At 46.8% G+C, this 23562-nt stretch carries 25 protein-coding genes; 4 read left to right on the forward strand and 21 right to left on the reverse strand.

The window, feature by feature from the left end:
* Positions 1-9: 9 nt before the first annotated feature.
* From spoIIIAF to spoIIIAA, 6 genes are all read right to left on the reverse strand, one after another.
* Positions 10-840 (reverse strand): stage III sporulation protein AF, encoded by an 831-nt coding sequence (spoIIIAF, locus tag MHI12_RS19635; RefSeq protein ID WP_405170092.1) that lies wholly within the window; start codon positions 838-840, stop codon positions 10-12.
* Positions 841-871: 31 nt separating this feature from the next.
* On the reverse strand, positions 872-2014 hold the full coding sequence (spoIIIAE, locus tag MHI12_RS19640; RefSeq protein WP_397376270.1) for a stage III sporulation protein AE: 1143 nt from the start codon (positions 2012-2014) through the stop codon (positions 872-874).
* A 68-nt stretch (positions 2015-2082) separates the two neighbouring features.
* A complete protein-coding gene (gene spoIIIAD, locus MHI12_RS19645) occupies positions 2083-2472 on the reverse strand; it encodes a stage III sporulation protein AD (RefSeq protein WP_017687586.1) in 390 nt (129 codons plus the stop codon).
* Between the two features lie 32 nt (positions 2473-2504).
* On the reverse strand, positions 2505-2708 hold the full coding sequence (gene spoIIIAC, locus MHI12_RS19650; RefSeq protein WP_017687585.1) for a stage III sporulation protein AC: 204 nt from the start codon (positions 2706-2708) through the stop codon (positions 2505-2507).
* Between the two features lie 29 nt (positions 2709-2737).
* Positions 2738-3256, reverse strand: a complete 519-nt coding sequence (spoIIIAB, locus tag MHI12_RS19655) for a stage III sporulation protein SpoIIIAB (protein ID WP_036614389.1) — start codon at positions 3254-3256, stop codon at positions 2738-2740.
* Positions 3249-4253 carry a stage III sporulation protein AA gene (gene spoIIIAA / locus MHI12_RS19660; RefSeq protein ID WP_036674989.1) on the reverse strand — a complete coding sequence of 335 codons (1005 nt, stop codon included), beginning with the start codon at positions 4251-4253 and terminating at the stop codon, positions 3249-3251. The genes spoIIIAB and spoIIIAA overlap by 8 nt, the downstream gene beginning before the upstream one ends.
* A gap of 263 nt (positions 4254-4516) precedes the next feature.
* Between spoIIIAA and MHI12_RS19665 the strand changes: the two genes are divergently transcribed.
* Positions 4517-5266 (forward strand): 2-phosphosulfolactate phosphatase, encoded by a 750-nt coding sequence (locus MHI12_RS19665; RefSeq protein ID WP_405170093.1) that lies wholly within the window; start codon positions 4517-4519, stop codon positions 5264-5266.
* 84 nt (positions 5267-5350) lie between these two features.
* Here the strand turns inward: MHI12_RS19665 and MHI12_RS19670 are convergent, their stop codons facing one another.
* The 5 genes from MHI12_RS19670 to MHI12_RS19690 all read right to left on the reverse strand — a co-directional run bounded on the left by MHI12_RS19670 (position 5351) and on the right by MHI12_RS19690 (position 9853).
* Positions 5351-6604 carry an aspartate kinase gene (locus MHI12_RS19670; protein ID WP_047843625.1) on the reverse strand — a complete coding sequence of 418 codons (1254 nt, stop codon included), beginning with the start codon at positions 6602-6604 and terminating at the stop codon, positions 5351-5353.
* Positions 6605-6794: 190 nt separating this feature from the next.
* On the reverse strand, positions 6795-7352 hold the full coding sequence (gene efp, locus MHI12_RS19675; RefSeq protein ID WP_017687580.1) for an elongation factor P: 558 nt from the start codon (positions 7350-7352) through the stop codon (positions 6795-6797).
* Positions 7353-7641: 289 nt separating this feature from the next.
* Entirely contained in the window at positions 7642-8715 is a 1074-nt protein-coding gene (locus MHI12_RS19680) for a Xaa-Pro peptidase family protein (RefSeq protein ID WP_074095697.1), read from the reverse strand.
* Positions 8716-8754: 39 nt separating this feature from the next.
* Entirely contained in the window at positions 8755-9198 is a 444-nt protein-coding gene (aroQ, locus tag MHI12_RS19685; RefSeq protein WP_036614400.1) for a type II 3-dehydroquinate dehydratase, read from the reverse strand.
* Between the two features lie 76 nt (positions 9199-9274).
* On the reverse strand, positions 9275-9853 hold the full coding sequence (locus MHI12_RS19690) for a YqhR family membrane protein (protein WP_074095698.1): 579 nt from the start codon (positions 9851-9853) through the stop codon (positions 9275-9277).
* Positions 9854-10066: 213 nt separating this feature from the next.
* Between MHI12_RS19690 and MHI12_RS19695 the strand changes: the two genes are divergently transcribed.
* Together MHI12_RS19695 and MHI12_RS19700 are read left to right on the forward strand one after the other, a co-directional pair.
* Positions 10067-11059 carry a DUF1385 domain-containing protein gene (locus tag MHI12_RS19695; protein ID WP_062835280.1) on the forward strand — a complete coding sequence of 331 codons (993 nt, stop codon included), beginning with the start codon at positions 10067-10069 and terminating at the stop codon, positions 11057-11059.
* Between the two features lie 5 nt (positions 11060-11064).
* A complete protein-coding gene (locus MHI12_RS19700; RefSeq protein WP_017687575.1) occupies positions 11065-11397 on the forward strand; it encodes a hypothetical protein in 333 nt (110 codons plus the stop codon).
* A 61-nt stretch (positions 11398-11458) separates the two neighbouring features.
* Here MHI12_RS19700 and MHI12_RS19705 read toward each other — a convergent pair whose 3' ends face one another.
* From MHI12_RS19705 to mntR, 3 genes are all read right to left on the reverse strand, one after another.
* Entirely contained in the window at positions 11459-12460 is a 1002-nt protein-coding gene (locus MHI12_RS19705) for a patatin-like phospholipase family protein (protein WP_405170094.1), read from the reverse strand.
* Between the two features lie 91 nt (positions 12461-12551).
* The gene (locus MHI12_RS19710; protein ID WP_405170095.1) at positions 12552-14162 is read right to left on the reverse strand and encodes a family 10 glycosylhydrolase; all 1611 of its coding nucleotides are present in this window, start codon (positions 14160-14162) and stop codon (positions 12552-12554) included.
* Positions 14163-14372: 210 nt separating this feature from the next.
* Entirely contained in the window at positions 14373-14801 is a 429-nt protein-coding gene (gene mntR, locus MHI12_RS19715) for a transcriptional regulator MntR (protein WP_036614415.1), read from the reverse strand.
* A 192-nt stretch (positions 14802-14993) separates the two neighbouring features.
* Between mntR and splB the strand changes: the two genes are divergently transcribed.
* A complete protein-coding gene (gene splB / locus MHI12_RS19720; protein ID WP_145148917.1) occupies positions 14994-16064 on the forward strand; it encodes a spore photoproduct lyase in 1071 nt (356 codons plus the stop codon).
* Positions 16065-16211: 147 nt separating this feature from the next.
* Here the strand turns inward: splB and MHI12_RS19725 are convergent, their stop codons facing one another.
* The 7 genes from MHI12_RS19725 to MHI12_RS19755 form a co-directional block, all read right to left on the reverse strand.
* On the reverse strand, positions 16212-16925 hold the full coding sequence (locus MHI12_RS19725) for a cytochrome c biogenesis CcdA family protein (RefSeq protein ID WP_017687570.1): 714 nt from the start codon (positions 16923-16925) through the stop codon (positions 16212-16214).
* 49 nt (positions 16926-16974) lie between these two features.
* Positions 16975-17778: a metal ABC transporter permease gene (locus tag MHI12_RS19730; protein WP_017687569.1), complete on the reverse strand. Its 804-nt coding sequence runs from the start codon at positions 17776-17778 to the stop codon at positions 16975-16977.
* Between the two features lie 52 nt (positions 17779-17830).
* Positions 17831-18589, reverse strand: a complete 759-nt coding sequence (locus tag MHI12_RS19735; protein WP_074096964.1) for a metal ABC transporter ATP-binding protein — start codon at positions 18587-18589, stop codon at positions 17831-17833.
* A gap of 99 nt (positions 18590-18688) precedes the next feature.
* Complete coding sequence (locus tag MHI12_RS19740) at positions 18689-19747, reverse strand: metal ABC transporter solute-binding protein, Zn/Mn family (protein ID WP_405170096.1); 1059 nt, start codon at positions 19745-19747, stop codon at positions 18689-18691.
* 243 nt (positions 19748-19990) lie between these two features.
* The gene (gene metG, locus MHI12_RS19745) at positions 19991-22015 is read right to left on the reverse strand and encodes a methionine--tRNA ligase (RefSeq protein WP_405170097.1); all 2025 of its coding nucleotides are present in this window, start codon (positions 22013-22015) and stop codon (positions 19991-19993) included.
* A gap of 638 nt (positions 22016-22653) precedes the next feature.
* Positions 22654-22905 carry a membrane protein insertion efficiency factor YidD gene (yidD, locus tag MHI12_RS19750; RefSeq protein WP_017687565.1) on the reverse strand — a complete coding sequence of 84 codons (252 nt, stop codon included), beginning with the start codon at positions 22903-22905 and terminating at the stop codon, positions 22654-22656.
* Positions 22906-22907: 2 nt separating this feature from the next.
* Positions 22908-23372 (reverse strand): Fur family transcriptional regulator, encoded by a 465-nt coding sequence (locus MHI12_RS19755; protein WP_017687564.1) that lies wholly within the window; start codon positions 23370-23372, stop codon positions 22908-22910.
* Positions 23373-23562 lie beyond the last annotated feature (190 nt).

Raw genomic sequence — 23562 nt, forward strand, 5'->3', positions numbered from 1 at the left:
ACCTCCTTCTCAGAGCACTCCAGCACTTTTTGGTTCTGTCACTTGAACGTTGTTTGCATCAACATCCCACTTTTCAGTCAACAATGTAATAATCTGCACCGCATGTTCGGACCTTGTGGATTTCTCACCTTGCTGAGTAGTCTCATCTGCCTGATCACGTATAACAGGCTCGGAAGACGCTTCATTTCCATCACGTTGTCCTCTACTCACATCAATCTGTACATCAGGCACTTCAATCTGACCGATCTGGATGGGCTGTTGTGTTTGATGTGATTTATCCTTCTCGACTTCTGTGTCTGTTCCAAATATGGGTTGTGTGTTAGCAGCGACTTCTTGCTGCCCTGCCTTCACTTCTCCTCCTGCACCCTCTCCGGCCATCTCGACCAACACACGCTGGATCACAGGCAGTTCGACTGATGAGGCAGCTTCCATCTCGGTTTCATATTTACTCATGGTCAGCTGTACCTCTACGGACTGCACCCTCGCTCCTGTTGTTTCTTCAATCTGGCCTTTCATGACATTAGCCAGTTCTTTGGCTGTCCATTGTAAGGATTGTTCCTGTTCACCCGCTTGCAGCCGTTTGCCCTGAGCTAATATCTGTTCGAGTGTCGCATTCCCATTCGATGGAGCATCCATTGCAGACATGGCCCGTTTCAGTTCGCCAACCGGATCACTTTTGAGCAGCTTGGTTATGGGTGATAAAAGGGTCAGCAGGATGAGAAGGCTCAGCACAAGCTTCACATAACGTTCCATGGATCGATTGGGCAACAACATATCCACAAAAGTCGCCAGCAGAACGATCATAATCAATTCCTGGAGCCAGTTGCTCAGCCACCCCATCCTTTCCACCCCCTTTTTTGCCAACATACATTCAGCGCATCATGACAGTCAGATTGCCCGCGGTCAGCAAGATGGTAATGGCCAGGAAAAACATCAGCCCGACGGCTGCGAGCGCCGCAAATACGTAGATCATGCTCTTGCCGATGGCCTGGAGGCATCCTACAATCGGGGTGTCTCCTAGTGGTTGCATAATGGCACCAGTTACGTTGTATATCAAGGCAAGAGCCAGGATCTTGAGTGCCGGAAAGGCACAGAGAAACAAAATGATGATCACTCCGGTGAGTCCAATTGCATTTTTGACAAGTAAAGAAGCTGTAATTACCGTATCCGTTGCATCCGCAAATGTTCTGCCCACAACAGGGACAAAGTTGCCTGCGATGTATTTGGCGGCCTTCAGGCTAACTCCATCCGCTACGGAGCCCGATGCTCCCTGAACCGAGATTACACCCAAAAACATCGTCAGCAGGATACCCAGCAGTGCCACACTAATATTGCGCAGGAGGTCTGCCAGCTGTGTCAGCTTGTACTTGTCAGACAATGAACTGACGAGATGCAGAACAGCTGAGAAGAAGAGTAACGGGAATACCAGCAAGTGAATCAATGTACTCACCAGATGAATCATGAAAATGATGAGTGGATGTGTCACCGAGACGGTGATGACATTACCCATGGACGCAAGCAGTGTGAATAACAAGGGAACCATGGCCATCATGAAGTTGATCATGCCAGTTATGGCATCCTTGGCGTATCCAATCGCCACACTGAAGCTGTTGATTGCAATGATGATGATGACCATATAACAGATGGAATAGGCGATTTTGCTAATATTATTTTTCTCAAATGCGGTCTGAAGAGTCTCCAGAATCATGCTGAGTACACTTAACATCACAATCGTGACCAGAAGTTTGCCATTATATAAAATTTCATGCAGCATGAAGGTTCCTATCGCTACAAACACCGATTTCAGGCTGAACCCTTCATTGCCGGGGATTAACATATCCATGAAGGAAGGGGTCTTCCCATCCGGGAAGAAACCACCGTATTGTTGCATCAGTTGATCCCAGTATTTCTCCACCTGATCCTTGGGAAGCTGATCGGCCTGCTGCTCCATCCACTCACCGGAAGGCGAGGTTGCAGTAACCTGTCCCAGGATACCAAACAGAAAACAGAGCATCAGCACAACCGTAAGGCGCCACTGCGGCTTATGATGCATTGATTTCATATGAAGTCCGCACGCCCTTTCTACACCGGCATCAGCTTCATGACGGTTTCGATAATAATGCTGATGATCGGTATAGCAAGTACAAGGATCAGTACCTTACCAGCCAATTCGATCTTGGACGCAATGCTTTCTTGACCTGCATCCCTGACAATCTGTGCGCCAAATTCAGCGATGTACGCTATGCCAATAATTTTCAGCACCGTTTTCAGATAAATACTTTCCATGCCTGAATTCTCGGCAAGCCGCTTCAACACTTCGATGACTGCTCCGATTTTGCCAATCAACAACATGAAGATGACAATGCCGGTCGCGGCTGCAATCAGAAAGGCAAACATCGGTTTCTGTTCCTTAATGACCAGAATGAGCACTGTTGCGATGAGCGCCAAACCTACAACTTGGATAATTTCCACAGGTCACCACCATCCGGCTTCATGACCGTTTTTCATTGAAAAAGAAATATCGATTTGATCTCTTGTAGCAGGCTGTCCAGCATACGGACCACCATGAACAATACAACGACAAATCCGATTACGGTCACCCAGTGAGCCATATCTTCCTTTCCCATTTGTTTCAGTACCGTGTGAATCATGGCAATGATGATTCCGATACCCGCAATTTGAAAGATTGCGTTCACTTCTAGATTCATGACCTTGGCACCTCACTATCCCGGCTATTTCAGAAGATCAGAATGACGATTAACGCTCCGACAAGCATCCCGAGGCTTCGGCTCATTCGTTCATATTTCATTTGATCGGCCTGGGCGCGGGATTCCTCATGCATTAGTTGTTGAATGGCTAACGATATATGTTTGGTCTGATCCTGACGGTCACTTGTGCCAAGGCTGAAGCTTAATTGCAGCATCACTTCCTTCTCGTCAGCCTTCATGGCCGATCTTCCCCACGCCAGATCCACGCCTGACTGCAGACTTTCCCGGGCAGTGAGTCCATGAGGAGGTTCCATCTGTGTAGCTGCATGAAGAAACAGCGTCTTTACAGGTTCTTTGGTCTGTGCTCCCATCTTGCCCATGGCATCGGGAAGTGGAGTGAGCCCATAGTTAATCTCCGTCATTAGTCGCTGGAGGGCTGCTATGAGTTCTCGCAACTGTCTCGGTCTTAATGCATACTGTCTGGCCTTGTAAAATCCGGCGAGGGTGCTGGCTAACAGAATAATTACCGCACCAAACATGTTAACCAAAGGCTTCACCTCCTGCCCCGGTCTGCTGCAACCCACGCATTTTGCCATCAGCCAGCCGAAAGGTCATGCCCCGGCTCGTCCGTTGCAGCTGGACATAACGTTGAAACATCTGCTCCGTAATTAAGGTTCTGAGGGCGGGTCTGGCCGACAGCTCCGATAGGTCACGGCCATGCGCAGTCGCAATTACTGAGACGCCTGCATGCAGGGCTTCCATCACCGCTTCGGCATCCTCCGGACGACCGATCTCGTCCACAATCAGGACATCGGGCGACATGGAGCGAAGCATCATCATCATGCCCTCAGCCTTCGGACAACCGTCCATCACATCTGTTCGGGGACCTACGTCGAAGCCAGGTACTCCTTTGTAGCTACCAGCGATTTCGGACCTTTCATCCACAATGCCCACTTTCAGACGTGGACGTATTCCCTGAACCAGTTCAGTTCCCCCTGTAAGCTTTGTACCACTGCTAATTTGTCTCGCCAGATCTCGCAGCAACGTCGTTTTCCCTTGTTGTGGTGGTGATAGGATCAACGTGTGCAGGACCTGTCCGCTCTTCATATCGAGAAGATAAGGAAGAATACGATCAGCTACTCCATGTACTTCACGGGCTACCCGAACGTTAAATCCGTTGATGTCACGCAGGTATTCGACACGCCCACCGCTTAGTACCGTTCGTCCAGCAAGCCCGATTCGATGTCCCCCAGGTATGGTGATGAACCCTTTGCGCAGTTCCTCTTCCAATGTATAAAGTGAATGGTTACTGATCAGGTCCAGCAACCTGTGCGTCACTTCTTTCTGAGGAACATACGCTTCTTCAGGATTCCCGGTCGGACAACCTTGAGGTGTCAGGAAGTGGTATGTGTTGCCTGCATTAATCTCCAGGGGTCTGCCTTCTCGAATACGTACTTCCTCCACTTGTTCCAATAGAGCGGGTGGCATTCTTCCGAGAATGGTTCGGATCGGTTCCGGAAAAAGTTCCCTCCAGTTCACCTTCATGAGTAGGCTCCTCCAACCTTGAGATCATTTGGTTCACACTTCTGGCGCTTGTTCATATCTCAAGTTTATGCCTGTACATTTAATTTATGACGCTGAAATCTATCAATTCTTCAGAATACGGTTGAGAGTGGAAACCATAGATCCACCTTCTGTTCTAGGCACCCGTCTAGATGTGCATGCATATAGTAATTGCAGATAGGTAAGTTCCATTCCGGTTCAAAACAGAACTACCGATCCCCAGATACAGAAAGGAGTTGTGGGGAGTGCGAGTTGATGTCGTTGGCAATGTGAATGAAGTACGTACCATTGATATTGCGGGGCGAAGTGCAGTTGTCATTGATGTATTGTGTACGACCAGTACGATTGTTACGGCTCTGGCGTATGACGCTTCGGCTGTGATTGCCGTAGAGACCGTTCCACAAGCCAAACAAATGGAAGTGAAAGATTGCATTCGAGGCGGGGAGCGTTTTGACAAAAAAATCACCGGATTCGAAGTGGGGAATTCCCCCTATGAATATATGACTGCAGGCATTGCAGATAAAACAATCATTCTAACCACAACCGATGGAACCCGAGCTTTGATCAAGGCTTCCAAGGGGAAACATGTATTCGCTGGTTCATTTCTCAATGTGCAGGCTGTTGCAGCAGCCCTATGTGAACTTCAACGAGATGTATTGCTGTTATGTGCGGGGAACCAGGATGAATTTGCTCTGGAGGACGGCTTGTGTGCTGGATGTATCATCGATGAACTGCACCGTCAATCCTGTTCTCCCCTCCAACTTAACGATCTCGGCATAGTGCTTCATCAGGCGGTATCCCAATGTATGGAGAGCATCCCGGAGTTGGTGCAGGGGTCTGTTAGCGGGCGGAGGCTTGAAAAGTTAGGCAGAGTTCATGACATTTCGTATTGTTCTCAATTAAACCTGCTGGATTGTGTTCCCGAGATGGGGGAGGGGAACCGCATGCAGCCTTATAGAGGCATACGCGGGGGAAAGATGTTCAAGTTGATGTGAGAACTACCATGACAAAACAAAAAAGGTGTACTGCTGCCCGTTGGCAACAGTACACCTTTGCTAATTAACATACATAGAAGATACTTATCTGCGATCTTGAGGTCCACCGATAACGGCTTGCTCGGCAGTGTCGAGATCATATGCTGTATGCAATGCCTTAATGACGTCATGCAGCTTATCTCCGTCAATAACACAAGATACTTTGATCTCGGAAGTGCTCACCATCTTGATACTCACGCCTTCAGCGGAAATGACTTTGAACATCTTCGCAGCTACACCTGGGTGACTGACCATGCCTGCGCCAACAATGGAGATTTTAACGAGGTTCTCCTCAGATGTAACTTCACGGTAAGGCAAGCGGCTGTGAAGGCCTTCAATGACACGTAATGCGTTCTCACGATCAGACAGCGCCACAGAGAACGAGAAGTCTGCTTTGCCATCCATCACTCCGCTCTGAACGATAATGTCCACATCCAGCTGATTGGATGCAAGCGCACCAAATACTTCGGCCAGAACTCCTGGTACATCCGGCACACCCAGAATACTGATGCGAGCCACGTTTTTGTCATAGGCAATACCACTAACCACTACGCCTTGTTCCATTGCTGCTTCCTCCTTCACAACCGTTCCTTCATTATGGTTAAAGCTGGATCTTACGATTAAAGGTACACCGGAATGCTTCGCGTACTCTACTGCACGCGGATGCAACACCGCTGCTCCCAAATTAGCAAGTTCCAGCATTTCGTCATACGATATTTCCTTCAGCTTGCGCGCAACCTTAACGATCCGCGGGTCCGTAGAGTATATTCCGTCTACATCCGTATAGATCTCACACGCATCAGCCTTAATTGCTGCCGCCAGCGCTACAGCTGTGGTATCCGAACCACCACGACCTAGCGTTGTGATCTCGCCGTCTTCCGTCATACCCTGGAAGCCTGCAACAATAACAATGTTGCCCTCGGCAAGTGCTGCATTCACACGGTCAGGTTGAATATCATGAATACGTGCTTTTCCGTGAACCGGCTCTGTGCGGAATCCCGCTTGCCAGCCCGTAAACGATACTGCCTTACGTCCAAGCGCTTGAATAGCCATCGATAACAAAGAGATCGAAATCTGTTCTCCTGTCGTTAAGAGCATATCCATCTCACGAGCAGGCAGATCACTATTCAGTTGTTTTGCCTGATCAATCAAATCATCTGTTGTATCCCCCATGGCCGAAACCACAACTACACACCGATGTCCTTCATCAGCTTTTTCTACAACACGTCCGGCTACACGCTTCATGCGTTCTGTATCTCCGACCGAGCTGCCCCCAAATTTCATGACGTACAATGACAACGCAAATCCACTCCCTACCTTGTGCAGTATGCATAATTAATGTCCATCGTCATTATTCTCTACGAGAAATGACTTTAACCCAGTATATTACGAAAGCGCCTGATAGGCTAATCTTTTTTCGAAAAAACCCTCTGCCAAAGGAATGGCAAAGGGTTGTTAATAACCTTTTTTAGCTTACAAGCTGTGAAAGTTACGCACGGGAAGAGTATTTACCTTCACGTGTGTCAATCAGGAGAACGTCACCTTCGTTAATGAACAAAGGAACCTGTACGTTCAAGCCTGTTTCCACTTTTGCATTTTTGGTAGCGCCTTGTGCAGTGTTACCTTTAACACTTGGCTCAGTCTCGATGACTTTCAACTCAACGCTTGTCGGCAAGTCGATTCCCAGGATTTCACCTTGGTAGCTAACAATCTTAACGACCATGTTTTCTTTCAGGAAGTTCAATTCCCATTCCAGTTGATCACTAGTCAATGTGAACTGATCATATGTTTCGTTATCCATGAACGTGTGCTCTGTACCGCTTGCATACAGGTAGGATACGCCACGGTTTTCGATGATGGCACGACCAATCGTTTCGCCTGCACGGAATGTTTTTTCAACGGTGTTACCGTTACGCAGGTTTTTCAATTTGGAACGTACAAAGGCAGCGCCTTTACCTGGTTTAACGTGTTGGAAATCAAGCACGGTATAGATATCGTTATCTACTTGCACGGTCAAGCCTGTTTTAAAATCGTTTACTGAAATCACAAAAAATCCCTCCTGATATGGTTAAAAGTAGGTGATATAAGACGATGGGTTAATGTTATATGTAAAATGAGCCCAAGAATGGCCACCTCGTTCACTTCGATTGCAGTACCATCCTCCGATCGCTGTTATCCCCAGATTTTTTTGATCCCATTATCCATGGGAAAATCCGGTGATAAAGGCGAACGCTTCACTTCTTCAGATTGGTTCTGCACTCTCCGTTATGGTGAAATTTCTTATTTTCAATTTAAATAACACATTAAAAATCGTCTTATATCCCTGTGGCTGTAAATTAGCCGATTACGGTGAACTTCTTGTCCGACTTCGTGAGAATATGAATACCCGTCTCGGTAATCACTACGTCATCCTCGATACGCACGCCGCCAAGCCCGTCAATATATATACCCGGTTCAACGGTAACAACCATACCCGGTTTCAATACATCGTCGCTAAGCTTGGACAAGCGAGGAGCTTCGTGAACTTCCATACCCAGACCGTGGCCTGTGCTGTGTCCGAATTGATCTCCATATCCGTGACCTGCAATGATATCACGAGCCAATGCATCTGCTTCCCGTCCGGTCATGCCCGGTTTCAGGTTCTCCAGCGTATGTAACTGAGCTTCCAGTACAATGTCATAAATTTTGCGCAGTTCAGGTACAGGTGTACCCGTTGCAATGGTACGTGTCAGATCTGAACAGTATCCGTCCAAAAGTGCACCAAAGTCAAATGTAATTAACTCATTTTGTCCGATGACCTTGCTGCTCGCTACACCGTGAGGCATAGCGGAACGTTCACCCGATGCTACAATGGTGTCAAACGAAGAGGACGTTGCTCCATGCTTGCGCATGAAAAACTCCATCTCCAGATCCACTTCACGCTCCGTCATACCTGGTTTTGCAAACTGCAAAACGTGGCTGAACGTGGCATCCGCCAGATCTGCTGCTCTCTGCATGACCGCGATCTCGTCTTCATCCTTGAACATACGAAGTTGTTCCACGATCCCGGATACAGCTTTCAGTTCGATAGATTGAAGTGCTTCAGCATAAGCGGAGTGCGTGCCAAATGTAACACTATCCTGCTCGAAGCCCACTGCTTTGATATTTGCGGATGCCAGTAGTTCACGCACTGTATCCATCGGCTTGGCTCCATGCTCCACAACGGTGAATCCTTTGGCTTGTTGAGGCGCTTGTGACATATAACGGAAATCAGTCAGCAGATATGCATCCTGTTCCGTAATCAGCACATATCCCGCCGAGCCTGTAAAACCCGTCATATAACGACGGTTAATCGGGTTTGTAATCAGCATTGCAGTGAGTTCATGCTCACGCATGGCTTCACGCAACTTATTTACTCGTTTGTTTTCCATCGGTAACCCTTCTTTCTCTCACATTCCCGGGTTCCCGGCTCAGGTTTGTTTGTCCAGATGACGCACAAGAGCCAGCAATCCCAGTTCATAGCTTACTTCGCCAAATCCGGCAATCTGCCCGATTGTTTCCGCTGCAATCACTGAATGATGTCTGAACGCTTCGCGTGCATGAATGTTGGATAGATGTACTTCAACCGTAGGGACTTTTACAGCATTGATTGCATCACGTATAGCATAGCTATAATGGGTAAATGCTCCGGCATTCAGTATTATTCCGTCTGCCTCACCCATCGCTGCATGAATGCGGTCAATGATGTCCCCTTCATGGTTCGATTGATAAAAAGCGATGGAGACGCCAATTTCATCAGCCTGTCTGCGAATTTTGTCCTCAATATCCTTCAGACTAAGCGTTCCATAGATGCCCGGTTCGCGTACACCAAGCATGTTCAGGTTCGGACCATTGATCACAATAATTCGTTTCATCGCTGCTCCACCCTCTCTGCAAATAACCATCTGCTATTTTAACACAGGCATTGCCGGATTGAGAAGCTTTTTTGCGCTATGCCCCCGCTTGCTCCGGCTCGCGTTTGCGTTCGTCCGTGTACTCCATGGCTACCGTGTAACCAATGAACAGCCCCCATAGCAAAAAGAAACAGAGTTCCGTGATGATTGAATCCCATGTTAAACCGTTCAAAGGTTTCATCATCCCCAGTTTTGGTCCGACCAGTATAAAGAGAATCAGCCACCAGACGATTCCATACACCATGCCGGGTAACGGCCCTTTCAGTTTTCTAATCGTGAACGTGTAGAGTAAGGATGCCAAGATGGAAAAGACGATAAAAAACAGCCAGCCTGTCAAATGTCCTGCTGCGGTATATATATATTCATGTTTGAAAAAAGGCTCGGCCAGAAATCCGACAGGTACAATCGTAAAATGCAACAGATAGAATAGCCAATGCAGTCCACCCCAGATAAAACCGGCAAAAAAGCCAAGCTCTAACGCAAAGGAAAATGGCTTGGTGTAGTAGTGTGCTTGGCCTTGCCTCTGGGTCGGGCGCCTGCCCTTGTCTTTTTGCTGCCGCTCATTGGGACGTTGACCTTCATCTTGTGATGTATCTTCATGCTTACGTTCTGTCATCGATATTCTCCTTCATTCAGTTGATAATCCCGCATTATGCCTCTAATTTCCGCTCCGATTCTACGAGGTAGTATGTTCAAAACAGGACAATCTTAACAACATCCTTCAAGGTTTGACTCACAAACTAGAAATTGGTCTTAAAATTCGATACAATAGGGTTATTAAACTGCCTTTGATTGCGAAGGCCTAGAACAGAATAGGAAGGTGAATAATTTGCCTCAACAATCCAAGCCTGTCAGCTATGGGGGGCAAGCTGTCATTGAAGGCGTAATGTTCGGTGGGAAACATGTCAACGTTACAGCTGTTCGTAGAAAAGACGGCGAAATTACGTATCTGGAAGTTCCCAAGCAAGACAAGTCCTGGGTCACGAAATTGCGGCGGATTCCTTTATTACGCGGAATTGTCAGCATTATAGATTCAAGTGTCAAAGGTAGCAGACATCTCAATTATTCTGCTGACGCCTATGCTGATGATGAACTGGAACCGGAAGAGAAAGCCAAGCAAAAAGAGAAAGAAGGTTCGGGCTGGAGCCTAAGTATGATCATTGGTGTGACCGCCGTCGCCATCCTTTCATTCCTTTTTGGTAAAGTTGTGCTCACATTGCTTCCTGTTGTTATCGAGAATTTTCTATTCAAAAATGCATTCGACAATCAGTTTTTGCATAATTTACTGGAAGGCGGCATTAAGCTGATCCTGTTACTCGCTTATCTGTGGTTAATCTCACAGACGCCGATGATTAAACGTCTCTTCCAGTATCATGGAGCGGAACACAAAGTAATCAGCGCACATGAAGCTGGTGAAGAACTGACACCGGAGAACGTGCAAAAGTACAGCCGACTGCACTACCGCTGCGGAAGCAGTTTCATTATGTTGACTGTCATTATTGGAGTGTTTCTATACTCCCTCTTCACGTACGATAACCTCTGGGAACGGATGGGTCAGCGTCTGTTGTTATTGCCAGTTGTGCTAGGCATTTCTTTTGAACTGTTAAAGCTCACGAATTCAGTACGTGATATTCCTGTACTGCGTTATCTCGGATACCCGGGATTGTGGCTGCAATTGCTGACAACAAAAGAACCGACCAACGAGCAGGTAGAAGTATCCATTGCTTCGTTTAACCGTATGCGTGAGTTGGATGCCAAGCTTGCCAATGTCTCTGCTACGTCAGAAGTACCTGTTGCAACACTCGATCCTGTGAAAGGGTGAATGATATGAACAAGCAGGCAATCTTATTTTGGACGTTCATCGCACTAGCTGCTGTTGGAGTCTTGACTTGGCTGGGGAACGCTAGTCCATCCAGGATCATTATTCCTCTGGTCGTGTTCGGAGCCGTATTCCTGCTGTACAAATATCCGCCTCGTCGCTGGGCACAAAAAGCCAAATCACCAAAGATTAAGCCATCTGCACGAACCATGGCGAAAGTCAATGCACAGTCCAGTGCCAGAAAGAGCAGCGGCTCTTCAAAGAAACGCAAGGATTATCCTTTCCAAGTGATTCAGGGACAAAAAGGGAAAAGCGATGAAGATATACCGAAATTTCACTAAAAGGTACTGAACATACAAAAAAGCAGTTCTCCCAACATGCGGAGAATTGCTTTTTTCACGTTTATACAGGAATCAGAGGGGGAGCTTCTGCTTGTTTCTTACGCAATTCTTTTCTTTGTTTGTCCAGCTGTTCACCATATATTTTCGTATTCCACCCGTTGAAAAATTCACTCCCTGCGGTAGCTCCTGATCGATATAAAGCTGTGCTGTCCTGTAACGATAAATGAAATTGCGTCGGTTTAATCCCAAGCGTTGGTATCTTCACTGTCCGAAACCGGTTAATCTGTTCGATGTAACGTTCATCATGTGCTGTGAGCATCGTCTCTACAAGGGCCTGAAGCATGCTTAGCGGTCCTTTAATCCGGGCAGGTTCCACTTCCGTCTTCCCCACCATTTTGAATCCGACAACCGGAATAACGTCTCCTCCTCGTTCCGAGCGATCACCATCGAAGAGCCACAACGGAAAATTGCTAAGCAATCCACCATCCACGACATACACAAACTGATCTTGAAAAGGAAGTCCTTTGGAGAATACTGGTGATTTGCGTATGACTACCGGATCGAAAAAATACGGGATACTGCAGCTCATACGTACCGCCTTTGCAACATCCAGCTTCGCAGGGTCAATGCCAAACCGCCGAATATCGTCCGGCAGCACCAGAATGGTCCCATTGGATATATCGGATGCGGTAATAAGCAACTTGCCTTGTGGCAAGTCAGCGAATGTGCGAATCCCTTTCTGCTCCAGCATCTTGCGAATCCATGATTCCAATGCCTCCCCCGAATACAGTCCTTTCTTCAAGAACAGCCTCGCGGCGGGTCCGATCCACCGGGTATTAAATATGGGGGAACGACGCAGCAATGAAACAAAGGGGGTATTCTCAATAATGACTTTCATCTCCTCGGCCCTGTAACCGGCCGCTAGCAGAGCAGCTACAATGGAACCGGATGATGTGCCTGCCACTCGATTAAACTGAATGCCGCAGTCTTGAGCACCCTGCACAGCACCTGCAAGCGAGATCCCTTTGACGCCTCCACCTTCAAACACCGCGTTAATTAACATAACAAAAAACCCCCGTTCTCCAGGCAGCCACGTTTCTACTGCCACTCTATGAGAACAAGGGTTTGTCTTATCACTGTATTGTTAAAATGTTTTATAGACCATAGTAGGCTTTTAATTTGGCAATCAAGCCTAGAGGGTTCTTCGTCAAGTACTGTGAACTAAAGAAAATATCCCCTTTGACCGAACCATACTTCTTGTTGTAGTTCAGCTGATCGATGATCTCCTGTGAAGTCTGCCAGCCAATCTCTGGAGTACCTAACTTATAAGGAGAGTGACCGATATACAATTTTACATTTGTGTTAGCCACTTCATTCGCCCACCAGTCGACGACTTTGTCATATCGGGCTACGCTCAGTGTCATACTCCAATACACCTGCGGAGCGACATAGTCGATCCACTCCTGGTTAATCCATGTCCGCACATCGGCATTCATGCTATCATACGCGGTTACTCCTGCTTTGGTATCAGAGCCGGTCAGATCAACGGATTTGTTACGCCATACACCAAACGGACTAATTCCATATTCAACGTTAGCTTTCACGCTGTGAATGCTCTGTCCGAGCTGCTTGACGAATTGATTAATATTGTCCCGACGCCATTCAGCACGATCTTTGGTATTTAATGTGTTATAGGTTTTGAAGGCTGCATCATCATTAAAAGTCACATTCGATGGATAGAAATAATCATCCAGATGTACACCATCAATATCATACTGATTGACCACTTCCATGATCGTATCGATAATATGCTGTCTGGCTTCCGGGATACCCGGGTTAATGTACATTTTGCCGGATGCATTCACAATCCAGTCAGGATGAAGCTTGGAGATGTGGTTGGCAGCCAGATTGGATGTACTCGCCGAATTCGTTGCTCTAAACGGATTAAACCAGGCGTGGAACTCCAGACCCCGTTTGTGTGCTTCCTCGACCATAAACGCGAGGGGATCATAACCTGGATCTTTACCTTGTGTTCCTGTCAGCACACTGTTCCAAGGTACCAGACCTGAAGGATAGATGGCATCCCCATTGGCTCTCACTTGGACAAATACGGCATTAATGCCCATACCTTGCAACGTATCTAGCTGTTTTGTATACTCCTGTTTTTGCTTCTCTACATTTCCCTTTGCACCGGATGTAGGCCAGTCTCCATTCACAGTGGAAATCCAGGCTCCCCGCATCTCTTCAGAAGCTGGTACAGTGCCCGTGCCTCCAGGCTCCGCTGGGGTTGCCGGGGTTGGTTCAGGAGTTGGGACTGATTCGTCTCCTGTGTACAGATCAATGGTCTGGGCTGCCTGATTCCAGTTCACTCGAATGCCCAGATTCTCACTGACGAATCGAATGGGTACCATGACCCGACCTTGTTTCAATTCGACCGATGCATCCAGACCAACTACAGCGTTATCCACAGTTGCCTGCTGGCGTCCGCTTGTCATAGAGATGACCGAATCGGATTTCTGGATGGTCACGGTACGAGTAGCTTGAGACCATAGAACAGACGCACCCAATCCTTCGCTAATAACACGCAGAGGCACCATCGTTACATTTACTTTGGGCAAGATGTAGGGTGATACATCCGATTCCAGACGGTTGCCGTCTAGAAAAATAGCGATTTCCTTCTGCCCGGCCGCTTGTGCCGTCATGCCTGCTGTCTGTAATCCAAGTACAAAAATGAGCAGCAGCATCAATCCTTTACGAACGTTCATTAGTGCAGTCCTCCAAAATCATTATAAATTTGCGGTAAATTCTACTAGTTTAATAGACGCTCCTACCGCTCGTTTAGTTGCGAAAATCACCAAATTATGGTGTGATTGCACACAAAAAAATGCTTCCTGCCATTGAAACGGCAAGAAGCATCCTTTGATCACGGGATACAATTCATTGTATATCACCATTGTGTATTCCACTGCTGAAACTTAAGACTCCGTATTACTCATGACGTCCTGAAGGTTTTTGAGGTCACGCAACCGGCTCTCATCCTGACGGAAGTATTCAACCAAGGACTCGATGCATGTAATGGAGTCCCAGCTCAGATGATGTTCAATGCCTTCAACATCATTGTAGATATTTTGTTCCTGAACACCAATCGTTGTCAAAAATTGTTCAAGCAGATGATGGCGCTCCATCAAACGTTTGCCCATCTTTTTGCCTTTTGGCGTAAGCACCAGTCCGCGGTACTTTTCATAGATCAGGTACTCGTCTTTGTCCAGCTTTTGGATCATCTTCGTCACCGATGAAGGATGTACTTCCAGTCCTTCAGCTATATCAGACACACGAGCATAGCCCTTTTCATCAATTAATTTGTATATACGCTCCAAATAATCTTCCATACTGGGCGTTGGCATCTGCTTCCCTCTTTTCTCTCTGACCGGCCCCTATTCGTGCCTGGTCCCTATCTTATAATGATACATGTTATCAATACGCATTGGCAAGTCCTGCACAGTTCGGAGCGCGCTGTTACACAAGTAATTGGCAGGCGTGACTTCTCCCCAAACGAGGCAAACTAAGCAAAGTTCCGCATCGAAAGGAGTGATTTCGTGAGTACAAGTGTAGCCTCACCGCCAGTTCGTAAAGCAAAAGGTACTAAACCCTTTATTCCCGATTTGGTGTATTTTGAACCCGGTGCGTTGGAATATGACAAAGGCAAACGGATTATGGAATGGGTGACATCCAAAAACATACCTTATCAGATGACCACATCCCATAACCGAATCACAAACTTGCCGGGTGAAACCGAACAAGAAAAGTATCGGATGGCAAAGCGGACTCTGGTCGTTGGTGTGCGCAAAACACTCAAGTTTGACCAGTCGAAACCTTCAGCGGAATATGCCATTCCCATCTCTACCGGCTGTATGGGGCACTGCCATTATTGTTATCTTCAAACTACACTTGGTGCGAAACCTTATGTCCGTGTCTATGTTAATACCGAGGAGATCATTCAGGCTGCCAAAGGATACATTGAAGAACGCGCGCCTGAAATCACGCGATTTGAAGCCGCCTGTACGTCTGATCCCGTAGGACTCGAGCATATCACGGAGAATTTAAGTGACCTGATTCGTTTTATGGCGGAAGAAGAATATGGACGCTTGCGCTTTGTAACCAAATATCATCACGTTGATCCGTTGCTGAACATTAAGCATAACGGCCACACCCGGATCCGATTTAGCGTCAATTCGGATTATGTCATCAAAAACTTTGAACCGGCTACCTCTAGATTTGAGGAACGTATTGAAGCTGCTGGTAAAATTGCACACGCCGGTTATCCCCTGGGCTTCATTATCGCTCCGATCATGTGGTATGAAGGCTGGGAAGAAGGATACTCGGAGCTGTTGCAGAAGCTCGCAGATACACTTCCAGAGGAAGCAACCAAGGATCTTACCTTTGAGATGATCCAGCACCGTTTTACCAAAACAGCCAAAGCAACCATTGAAAAGCGTTATCCTAAAACCAAGCTGGAGATGGATATCGAGAAACGTAAGATGAAATGGGGCCGCTGGGGTCAGTACAAGTATGTGTATAAGGATGACCAGCAAGATGCGCTGCGCGAATTCATTACGGAACGAATTTTTGAACATTTTCCACTAGCCAATATTGATTACTTCACCTAAACGAAAAACAGGATTGCCCAAAATCATATGCAGTTAAAAGCATTCCTAACAAACGATTAAAAAGCAGGTTACATGACCCAGAGTGACTCTGGTTAACATGTAGCCTGCTTTGTCATGCATTTTTAAATTCAAATTCAGTTCATCCGTTTAAATAATCATCCAGTCTGGTGTAATCTGCTGCAACCAGATCGTAATCTTCGTCATCTGATCTGTAAAAAGCAATACCCCAAGGAACAACATTAATGCTCCCCCGACTTTCATCATGACATTGGAATAGCGTAAGATCCAGCGTGTCGAACCGATGAAAAACGCCAAAATGAAGAACGGGATTGCAAACCCTGCCGTATAACCTGTAATTAACGCCAACCAGGTTGTGGGCTCACTTGCAGCCATAGCAATGATTGTTGCCAGAATAGGGCCAATACACGGCGACCAGCCTGCTGAGAAACCGATGCCAAATATAAAAGAGCCCAGATAGCCTGCTGGTTTCCATTTCATGTCCAGCTTGCGTTCCTTCATCAGAAACTGTGGCTTGAACACACCAAGCAAAAATAACCCCATAAGCATAATCAAAATCGCAGACAATTGCCGAATCAGTTCCCGGTTATCATTGAAAAATTGGCCAAACAGTCCGGCACCAAGGCCAAGCGAATAAAATACAGCCGAGAAGCCTAAAATAAACGCCAGCGTATGCGTCATCGTCTTAAAACGGACTTCTCGCTGATTGCGGTCATCCTTCAATTGTTGCACCGTCATACCTGTAATGTAGGAGAGGTATGATGGATACAACGGAAGACAACATGGTGATATAAATGAGACCAAACCTGCTACAAAAGCCATCCATACATTAACATCAGGCATGAAGCGGATGTCTCCCTTCCCCGGGCTCTCGTGCTTGTTCGTTTAGCCGTCAGGCTCGGAACCCTTTTTTTCCAATCATCGTCAGAATCAGCATCATGATCAGTAATAATACAATCGTTGCTCCAGGTGCGAGGTTCCAGATACCTGCTACGACCAGTCCAAGGACTACGGCAATTTCGCCAATCACCACGGACAAAATAATGGCGGATTTGAAACTTCGGGCCATTAACAGGCTGACCGCTACCGGAATGGTCAATAACGCTGACACCAGAAGCGCACCAACAATCTTGATCGCCGTGCTAATGACAAGTGCTGTCATCACAGTGATTAACATGTTCAGAATTCTCACAGGCAACCCTGTAACCGCTGCCGCATCTTCCTCAAAGCTGAGCAGGAAAAATTCCTTATGTAACAATGCCACTACAATCACCACGATCAGCGTAACCACACCTACAAGCTTCAGATCCGTAGCGTCTAATGTATATATACTGCCGAACAAATAACTCATGACATCTGCATTATATCCTTTGCCCAGCGTGAAGAACAAGGAAGCAAGAGCCACGCCACCGGACATGATAATGGCAATCGATAATTCGGCGTAACTCTTGTACGCTTTGCGCAATTTCTCTATCGCAAATGAAGCAAGCACGGCAAATATCAAGCCCACTGCAATGGGATACACTTCAATCAGGAATCCAAGTGCAACACCGGCAATGGTCACATGAGACAAGGTGTCTCCGATCATGGATAACCGCCGCAAGACCAGGAACAGTCCGATTAACGGAGCGGTAATGCCAATTAACAACCCACCCGCCAGGGCACGCTGAAAAAAATCACTCATTAATATTTCCAAAACAAACACGACTCCTTCGGCCTTACTCTAATCTAATGGGCCATAAATACGGCTAGCGTACCTGTGCAGTGGTATGTTGCAGATTGGTCTCAGCACAATCCTGTACCTCATGCGAATGACGGACATGAAAATTAATTTTGCCATTCGTTACCACAGCTTCAGAACCCAGATAACTCTCCATCCGATCCATATCATGAGACACCATTAGAAAAGTCATTCGATGATGTTCATGCATATGGGTAATCAGTTCAAAGAAACTGGCCTGTGATTCAGCATCAATACCTACGGTAGGTTCATCCAGAATCAACAGATCCGGGTGATTAATAAGCGCTCGTGCCAAAAATACACGCTGCTGCTGTCCGCCGGACAATTGACCAATACGTTTGTTCGCCAGATCCTCGATCCGCATGACTTGCAGAGCATCCGTGCACTGCTGCTGACATTTACGAGACATACGACGGAACATGTTTTTGTTATTATACAAGCCTGACATGACCACTTCACGAACGGTCGCAGGGAACAACGGGTTAAATGCATTCTTTTGCGGCACATACCCGATTCGGTCCCAGTCCTTGAACCTGCGGATCGACTGTCCGAATAGTTTGATATCTCCCTGCGCAGGAGGAAGAAGTCCTACCAGCATGCGTAGCAATGTCGTTTTACCCGCCCCATTGGAACCGATAATCCCGACAAAGTCCCGCTCCTGGGCCATAAAATCGAGATTCTCAATCACTCGCTGGTCCCCGTAGGAAAATGATAGTTTCTCGATCTCTATAATTGGATCATGACATAGTGGCATGATTTGCTGCATGGCAAAGCCGCCCTTCATTATATATAAGAATCCCATAGCGTCGTAAGAGCCTTCACCGTGAACGGTAAAGACTCTTCGATCTGAATTCTTCATTCTATCTTATTTTAATGCGATCAGCAGATTTTGCAAATTTTTCTCCATGAGGGTGAAATAATCATCCCCGTTTGTTGCCTGCTCCTTGGTCAATCCCTCAACCGGATTAAGGACCATGGTCTCCACTCCTGCTTCACTTGCCAGTGTTTTCGCCAATTTGTCAGATACTAGCTCTTCGAAGAAAATGTATTTAATGCCTTCATCTTTAACCAGTTTCGCAAGCTTCACAATATCCTGTCCTGTCGGTTCAGCATCCGGGGAAAGTCCCATAATGGCATGTTGGGTTAATCCATAATCACGTGCAAGGTAGCCAAACGCTTGGTGCGAGACAACAATCTCGTTGTTTGGTACGTTAGCCAATTCATCTGTAAAACGCTGATCCAGCGTCTCAAGCTTCGTACGAAGCGCTTCATAACGTTGTTCGTAACCTGCTTTGTGATCGGGATCTGCCTCGACCAGACTATTTTTAATGTTTTCAGCCATGATCATGGCCGATTTCGGACTAACCCACGTATGTGGATCAATATGATGATCAGCGACTTCTTCACTGGTAGCCTCATCTGTATGTTCATCCGCATGTTCGTCTTCGTGCTCTTCGCCGTGACCATGCCCATCATCACCCTCAGCGGTTAACAGCTTAACACCTTCACTGACGGCAACAGACTTCACCTGTGTATCGCTATTCAGCGACTTCAGGAAATTCGGAACCCATCCTTCCAGTCCAGCTCCATTATAAAGAAACAGCTGTGCCTTGGACGTATTAACAATATCCTGACTCTTCGGAGTCCAGTCATGTGGCTCTACTCCCGTTGGCAGCAGGTTAATGACATTGGCATCCTCACCACCGATTGCAGTTGTAAAAGCATATACAGGATAAAATGTGGTCACAACGTTTACCTTGCCTTCCACAATCTTCGCACTATTGGAACTATCCTGCCCACACGCTGACAATACCAGCAAAGTGAGAATAAGCAAACCCGTCCACAGTAACTTCATGTTGCCTCTTTTGCTCGTCTTCCCTGTCCGGTTATCCTGAACTTGATGTTGCACTTTATAAAATGTCATTATGATTCACTCCGCATCTCTTAATCGTAAACATTACTGAAAGAATTATAGGTAACCTGAACCTACTTGTCAAGCTATCCCGTCCTATTCATTCTTTCCTGAAGTACGGAGTTCATAACAGTATATGCTTGTTCTCTTCCCGTCAGATACGAATTATATCAACAAAAAAAGGGACCCGAATTACATCGGGCCACCTTGAGTCATAGTTACGACAGTATTTGAAGCAATTTCATAACTTAATTCTTATTTTACTTGTGCACCATTAGGCATGTTGTCTGGTACTGTAGCCAGTGTAAGCTGGTCGCCATGCGATGCTGCAAGGATCATACCCTGAGACAATTCACCACGAAGTTTCACCGGTTTGAGGTTCGTGACACAGATGACTTTGCGTCCAACCATCTCTTCTGGCGAATAGAACTTCGCAATTCCAGATACGACCTGACGCTGCTCATAACCCAGATCGAGCTGCAATTTCAGCAATTTATCTGCTTTTTTAACCGGTTCGCAGGCAATGACTTGCGCGACACGCAGTTCAACTTTGGCAAAATCGTCAATCCCGATCTCTTCGGTACCTTCAGGTGCAGTTACAGGTTCAACAGCTGCTGAAGCTCCAGCATTTGCTTGACTTACTTCAGGCTGTGCCGCTTTTTGGCCACCAGTCATTGCTTCGGAGATATAAGCAATTTCCTGTTCGGAATCCAAACGCGGGAAGATTGGATCACCTTTTTGCAATACGTTTCCAGTTGGAACCAGACCCCATTGCTTGGCTGTATCCCAAGCCGTAAGTTCACCTTCCTGAATGCCGAGCTGTGCCCAGATTTTATGAGGAGCACGTGTCAGGAACGGTTGCAACAGAATCGAAGCAATTCGCAAGCTTTCGATCAGGTGAGCCATAACGGATGCCAATTCATCGCGTTTTGCTTCATCACGAGCCAGCGCCCATGGCTGCGTCTCATCAATATATTTGTTGGTGCGGCTGACAAACTGGCTGATCGCTGTCAGTGCTACGGAAAACTGCAGGTTTTCCATCGCCTGTTCCACTTTTTCCACTGTAGCATGGCCTGCTTCTTCCAGCGAAGCATCAAATTCCGTTACATTTGAAGCAAACGCAGGGGCTTTGCCTTCAAAATATTTGTCTACCATGGCAACGGTACGGTTCAACAGGTTACCCAGATCGTTCGCGAGGTCGGAGTTGACACGCTCTACGAAGCTCTCTGGTGTAAATGTACCATCGGAACCAAACGGTACTTCGCGCAGCAGGTAATAACGCAGTGCATCGAGACCGTAACGGTCAATCAGGGTAACCGGATCAACGACATTACCTTTTGATTTGGACATCTTGCCATCTTTCATCAACAACCAGCCATGTGCAAACACTTTCTTCGGCAAAGGCAAGTCCAGCGCCATCAACATAATTGGCCAGTAGATCGTATGGAAACGAACAATTTCTTTACCTACCAAATGTACATCCGCAGGCCAGAACTTGTTATACAGGGATGCATCGGATGAACCGTAGCCCAGTGCTGTAATATAGTTGGACAACGCATCAATCCACACGTAAACCACGTGTTTTGGATCGCCTTTAACTTTGACGCCCCATTCAAATGTAGTCCGCGATACGGCCAAATCTTCAAGACCTGGCTTGATGAAGTTGTTGATCATCTCGTTCTTACGGGATTCCGGCTGAATAAAGCCCGGGTTCTCTTCATAATATTTCAACAAACGATCTGCATATTTGCTCATACGGAAGAAGTAGGATTCTTCTTTGACCAATTCAACCGGGTGTCCGCTATCTGGGCTCTTGGCCGAGATAATCTCACCCTTCTCGTTCTTCTCTACATCCACCAGTTGAGTCTCCGTGTAATACGTCTCATCCGGAATGCTGTACCAGCCTTCGTACTCACCTTTGTAGATATCTCCCTGTTTCAGCAAACGGTCAAAGATATCCTGAACAATGGTTTTGTGACGCTCTTCGGTTGTACGGATAAAGTCGTCATTGGAAATGTCCAACTTGTTCCACAGTTCCTTGATCCCCACAACGATATCATCGATAAAAGCTTGCGGTGTCTGTCCTTTCTCTTGTGCTTTGCGCTCAATCTTCTGGCCATGTTCATCGGTTCCTGTCAGATAATGAGCATCATAACCGCGTAGACGCTTGTAACGAACCATCGCATCTCCTGCCACCGTAGTATACGCATGCCCAATATGCAATTTGTCACTCGGATAATAAATCGGGGTTGTCAGATAAAATGTTTTTTGGTCAGCCATGAATGACTTCTCCTCCTTCAAATGTTCCTGCTTCATGTGATCTCTTCGTCCAAAACAACTAAAAAAGAACACAAAAAACTCCCGCCCCTATGGGACGAGAGTTGCTCTCACGTGTTACCACCCAAATTCCCCATGTTTTTCGCAAAACACAGGCTCTGTCGGTCCTTCGACCGCCCATTAACGCTGGATCACGCCTCAGCCTTACGACAGCAGCTCTTAAATCACTGTCTGCACGCTCGAAAGAGGTTCCTCCGGGACCATATTCCATCCTCCTCCCAGACCGGTTCTCAGCTCATCCGGCTCTCTGCACTGGGGGTGTGTCTGTACTTATCCCTTCACTGGAAAATCATATAGAAGTTGTTCAAAAAGTCCACTTTTGATTACGAATCATGCCTACCGGCATCATCAGCATCGAAGTTGAAATTCAGCCGAAATGTCCGTTGCTCACGTAGGTTTCCTACGCTCCGCTACTCCATTTCTAACTTCATCCCATCTTCTTGGTACTGAAAACTAGACTTTTTGAACTCGCATATATAGGAAAAATATACTGAAGTGCGGACCCCTTTGTCAAGTGGACAGCATCCTCAAGTTCAATCCCGGCCTGCCTTCAGGCTAACCGAATGCTTTCGGCTATAACGTTACTCTGATACCATCATGGATTTCTCCGCCTTTGGTGGCACCAGATCTACACCGCCTGGATGAAACGGGTGACATTTGGCAATACGTTTCGCTGTTAACAACGAACCTTTGAGCGCACCGTGCACTTCAATCGCCTCCATGGCGTAAGCCGAACAGCTCGGATAGAACCGACATGTTGGCGGTGTTAATGGAGAGATATAGTTGCGGTACACCCGAATGGGTGCCTGAGCAATTCTGCGCGATAACTTCATGGTCAGTGCTTCCCATGAGCGTGTGTATGTCCCGATGCCGCTTTGGCCGGAGCATGCTCTGCACAGTCCTTACAATATCCAAATACCTCGAACTTGTGGTCTACAACCTGAAATTGCTCAGGCGCATCCGCAAGCTGCATCGGGCAAAAAATAATAGGATATGTCTTCTGACACTTCAGACAGATCATATGATGGTGATGATGATCTTCACTACAGTGTGCTTTGAATTTAACGCCATCTTCGAAGATGACCTGTTCCAGTACACCCAGTTCCTGCATCACCCGCAAATTACGATATACTGTGTCAAAACTCAGTCCGCTGTAAGTCTTACCCATATATTCATAGACGTCCTTGGGTGTAAGATACCCGGGGGACTCGGCAAATAACCGGGCCAGTGTTTTCCGCTGATCGGTAATGCGAAGCCCCTGTGAGGACATGGTCGAAATAATCTGTTCTGTCGACAGCATGATCTTAAGCACCTCCTGTCATACGAGCATTTTGCATCATTCATAGAGCGACAGTTTATTCGGCAAAAGCGAAAACTTTCGCTTTCTTGTATACCTCTAATAATGCATCAAATTACGATTAGAGTCAACGAAGACACCGGGTTAGGTCATTCCAACATCACATAAAAAGGACTCCATGCACATGCATTGC

The organism is Paenibacillus sp. FSL H8-0280 (genome assembly GCF_045040665.1).
GTDB classification, from domain to species: domain Bacteria; phylum Bacillota; class Bacilli; order Paenibacillales; family Paenibacillaceae; genus Paenibacillus; species Paenibacillus xylanexedens_A.

Bases quoted from the DNA above. Each gene is read 5' to 3' on its own strand.
- spoIIIAF (WP_405170092.1), bottom strand. From the start codon at position 840: ATGGGGTGGCTGAGCAACTGGCTCCAGGAATTGATTATGATCGTTCTG.
- spoIIIAE (WP_397376270.1), bottom strand. From the start codon at position 2,014: ATGCTCTGTTTTCTGTTTGGTATCCTGGGACAGGTTACTGCAACCTCG.
- spoIIIAC (WP_017687585.1), bottom strand. From the start codon at position 2,708: ATGAATCTAGAAGTGAACGCAATCTTTCAAATTGCGGGTATCGGAATC.
- spoIIIAA (WP_036674989.1), bottom strand. From the start codon at position 4,253: ATGAAGGTGAACTGGAGGGAACTTTTTCCGGAACCGATCCGAACCATT.
- MHI12_RS19680 (WP_074095697.1), bottom strand. From the start codon at position 8,715: ATGGAAAACAAACGAGTAAATAAGTTGCGTGAAGCCATGCGTGAGCAT.
- aroQ (WP_036614400.1), bottom strand. From the start codon at position 9,198: ATGAAACGAATTATTGTGATCAATGGTCCGAACCTGAACATGCTTGGT.
- MHI12_RS19690 (WP_074095698.1), bottom strand. From the start codon at position 9,853: ATGACAGAACGTAAGCATGAAGATACATCACAAGATGAAGGTCAACGT.
- MHI12_RS19700 (WP_017687575.1), top strand. From the start codon at position 11,065: ATGAACAAGCAGGCAATCTTATTTTGGACGTTCATCGCACTAGCTGCT.
- MHI12_RS19705 (WP_405170094.1), bottom strand. From the start codon at position 12,460: ATGTTAATTAACGCGGTGTTTGAAGGTGGAGGCGTCAAAGGGATCTCG.
- MHI12_RS19710 (WP_405170095.1), bottom strand. From the start codon at position 14,162: ATGAACGTTCGTAAAGGATTGATGCTGCTGCTCATTTTTGTACTTGGA.
- mntR (WP_036614415.1), bottom strand. From the start codon at position 14,801: ATGCCAACGCCCAGTATGGAAGATTATTTGGAGCGTATATACAAATTA.
- MHI12_RS19725 (WP_017687570.1), bottom strand. From the start codon at position 16,925: ATGCCTGATGTTAATGTATGGATGGCTTTTGTAGCAGGTTTGGTCTCA.
- MHI12_RS19735 (WP_074096964.1), bottom strand. From the start codon at position 18,589: ATGCAGCAAATCATGCCACTATGTCATGATCCAATTATAGAGATCGAG.
- MHI12_RS19740 (WP_405170096.1), bottom strand. From the start codon at position 19,747: ATGACATTTTATAAAGTGCAACATCAAGTTCAGGATAACCGGACAGGG.
- metG (WP_405170097.1), bottom strand. From the start codon at position 22,015: ATGGCTGACCAAAAAACATTTTATCTGACAACCCCGATTTATTATCCG.
- yidD (WP_017687565.1), bottom strand. From the start codon at position 22,905: ATGAAGTTATCGCGCAGAATTGCTCAGGCACCCATTCGGGTGTACCGC.
- MHI12_RS19755 (WP_017687564.1), bottom strand. From the start codon at position 23,372: ATGCTGTCGACAGAACAGATTATTTCGACCATGTCCTCACAGGGGCTT.